Origin of the sequence: Nocardioides sp. (genome assembly GCF_036374615.1) — a bacterium.
Classification (GTDB): Bacteria; Actinomycetota; Actinomycetes; order Propionibacteriales; family Nocardioidaceae; genus Nocardioides.
Window position 1 is genome coordinate 1 of sequence record NZ_DASUTK010000169.1, and the last position, 3,050, is coordinate 3,050.

Below are 3,050 nucleotides of genomic sequence, written 5' to 3' on the forward strand. Positions count from 1 at the left end.
CCGCCGGCCCGCATCCGCTCCGCCAGCGTGCCCTGCGGGGTCAGCTCCACCTCCAGCTCACCGGAGAGGTACTGCCGGGCGAACTCCTTGTTCTCCCCGACGTAGGAGGAGATCATCCGACGGATCCGCTTCTCCGCCAGCAGCCGACCCAGCCCCCAGTCATCGACGCCGCAGTTGTTCGACACCGCCTCCAGCTCGCTCACCCCCGCCTGCAGCAGGGCGTCGATCAAGACCGACGGGATGCCGCACAACCCGAAGCCACCGACCGCCAGGGTCGAACCGTTCGCGATGTCGGCGACCGCTTCGGCCGCCGACGAGACCACCTTGTCCACGCTGATACCTCCCACGGGGATCCTGCCACGTCGATCGGTGCCATGGTCCGGCGCCACGGTCCGGTGCCACGGTCCGGCGCCATGGTCCGGTGACTACGCTCTCGGCCATGCCCTCCGCACCGTCCGCCGACTTCTCACGCGCCAAGCTGCACGTGGTGACGGGCAAGGGCGGCACCGGCAAGACGACGGTGGCGGCGTCGCTCGCGCTGGCGCTCGCCAGCCAGGGTCAGGACGTGCTGTTGTGCGAGGTGGAGGGCCGGCAGGGCATCGCCCGGCTCTTCGACGTCGAGCCGCTGCCTTACGAGGAGCGCCGGATCGCGGTGGGACTGGAAGCCGGCGACGAGCACCCGGGGACCCTGTACGGGCTGCACATCGACCCGGAGTCCGCGCTGCTCGAGTACCTCTCCATGTACTACAAGCTCGGCCGCGCAGGGCGGGCGCTCGACCGGTTCGGCGTGATCGAGTTCGCCACCACGCTCGCGCCGGGCGTGCGCGACGTGCTCCTCACGGGGAAGGTGTACGAGGCCGCCAAGGAGGGCCGCCGTGGCCGCGCCAGCCGGCAGTACGACGCGGTCGTGCTCGACGCGCCGCCGACCGGGCGGATCGTCCAGTTCCTCGGGGTCAACAGCGAGCTCGCCGGACTGGCCCGGATGGGGCCGATCAAGTCGCAGGCGGACTCCGTGATGAAGCTCTTCCGGTCCCGACGGACCGCCATCCACCTGGTCACCGTGCTGGAGGAGATGCCCGTGCAGGAGACCGCCGACGGGATCGCGCAGCTGCGCGAGGCAGGGCTGCCGGTGGGCGGCGTGGTCGTCAACCTGGCCCGCCCACGCGACCTCGACGACGCCGACCTCGCCGCTGCACGCGACGGCACGATCGACCCGGCGGCCGTGGCGGCGGACCTGAAGGCGGCCGGGCTCCCGTCCGGCCGGACGCTGGTCACCGGCCTGCTCACCGAGGCCCACGACCACGCCGTACGCCGAGCGGTGGAGGACGAGCAGCGCGAGATCGTCTCCGGGCTCGGCGTACCGACCTTCGAGCTGCCGCGGCTGGCCGGCGGCGCCGACCTCGGAGCCCTCTACGAGTTCGCGACCCTTCTCAAGGAGCAGGGGCTGGCATGACAAGGAGCGCTACGACGAGGGACCGGAGCCGAGCCCGGGTCGGCCCGCTGGCCACCGACCGGTCACGGACGCCCGTGCTCGACATCGACAGCCTGCTCGACGACCCCGCGACGGGGATCATCGTGTGCTGCGGCTCGGGCGGGGTCGGCAAGACCACCACGTCGGCCGCGCTGGCGCTGCGGGCCGCGGAGCGGGGACGCAACGTCGTCGTGCTCACCATCGACCCGGCGCGCCGGCTCGCGCAGTCGATGGGCATCGAGGAGCTCGACAACACGCCCCGCCCGGTCCCCGGCGTCGAGGGCGGGCCCGGCTCCCTCGCCGCGATGATGCTGGACATGAAGCGCACCTTCGACGAGGTGGTGGAGAGCCAGGCCGCCCCCGAGAAGGCGCAGCAGATCCTGTCCAACCCGTTCTACGTCGCGCTGTCGAGCTCCTTCGCGGGCACGCAGGAGTACATGGCGATGGAGAAGCTCGGGCAGATCCACGCGCAGGCGCAACGCGATGGGAGCTACGACCTGATCGTGGTCGACACTCCCCCGTCCCGCTCCGCGCTGGACTTCCTCGACGCGCCCGAGCGCCTCTCGCGCTTCCTCGACGGCCGGTTCATCCGTCTGCTGCTGGCGCCGGCCAAGGGCCCGGCCCGGCTGATGACCGCCGGGGTGGGGCTGGTGACCGCGGCGGTGACGAAGCTGATCGGGGCGCAGGTGCTGCGCGACATGCAGACGTTCGTGGCGGCCTTCGACACCCTGTTCGGTGGCTTCCGGCAGCGGGCGCAGAAGACGTTCGAGCTGCTCCAGGCGGATCAGACGGCGTTCCTCGTGATCGCGGCGCCTGAACCGGACGCGCTGCGCGAGGCTGCGTACTTCGTCGAGCGCCTCAGCGAGGACCGGATGCCGCTGGCGGGCCTGATCGTCAACCGCGCCAGCCCGCGGCCGGAGGGCGCGCTGTCAGCGGACGAGGCGATGGCGGGCGCGGCGCGGCTGGCGCAGGAGCGGCCGGAGTCGATCACGGCCGGCCTGCTGCGGCTCCACGCCGACCGGGTCCGGCTGGTCGAGCGCGACTCCCGGCTGCGCGAGCGGTTCGCCGCCGCGCACCCCTCGGTCGCCACAGCGGTGGTGCCGGCCCTGGCCGGAGACGTCCACGACCTCGACGGGCTGCGTCAGGTCGGGACGCTCCTTGCCGACGGCTAGGACCGGCCCGTACGCCACCGGAGCACGGCGCCGTACGTCAGAGGGAGGCCGGGGAGAACTGGGCGTTGCGAGCGGTCTCGAGGACCTGACGCCACGAGGCGTTCGGCTGACGGCGCAGCAGCGCACGGCGCTCCCGCTCGGTCATGCCGCCCCAGACTCCCCACTCGATCTGGTTGTCGAGAGCCTCGGCGAGGCACTCGGTCCGCACCGGGCAGCCCTTGCACAGGAGCTTGGCCTTGTTCTGCTCGGCGCCTCGCACGAACAACGCGTCGGGCTGCTGATCGCGGCACGCGGCCGCCGGAGCCCAGTCTTCGATCCACATACGACGTTCCCCACAGTTCGTCCGGGATTCGGGAGTCCCCATGACATCCCGACTCGATCCCGCCAGTGAAAGGTAAAGAACTGGG

At 71.9% G+C, this 3,050-nt stretch carries 4 protein-coding genes; 2 read left to right on the forward strand and 2 right to left on the reverse strand.

Annotated features, from left to right (window positions below):
• Positions 1-332: CoA transferase subunit A (locus VFZ39_RS13045; protein WP_330866201.1), on the reverse strand; the 332-nt coding region annotated here is incomplete at its 3' end.
• A 107-nt stretch (positions 333-439) separates the two neighbouring features.
• Between VFZ39_RS13045 and VFZ39_RS13050 the strand changes: the two genes are divergently transcribed.
• Both VFZ39_RS13050 and VFZ39_RS13055 read left to right on the forward strand, forming a co-directional pair.
• The gene (locus tag VFZ39_RS13050) at positions 440-1,453 is read left to right on the forward strand and encodes an ArsA-related P-loop ATPase (protein ID WP_330866202.1); all 1,014 of its coding nucleotides are present in this window, start codon (positions 440-442) and stop codon (positions 1,451-1,453) included.
• On the forward strand, positions 1,450-2,643 hold the full coding sequence (locus VFZ39_RS13055) for an ArsA family ATPase (RefSeq protein WP_330866203.1): 1,194 nt from the start codon (positions 1,450-1,452) through the stop codon (positions 2,641-2,643). The genes VFZ39_RS13050 and VFZ39_RS13055 overlap by 4 nt, the downstream gene beginning before the upstream one ends.
• A 37-nt stretch (positions 2,644-2,680) precedes the next feature.
• On the opposite strand, the gene VFZ39_RS13060 is transcribed toward VFZ39_RS13055, so the two are convergent.
• Entirely contained in the window at positions 2,681-2,965 is a 285-nt protein-coding gene (locus tag VFZ39_RS13060; protein ID WP_330866204.1) for a WhiB family transcriptional regulator, read from the reverse strand.
• Between the last annotated feature and the right edge of the window lie 85 nt (positions 2,966-3,050).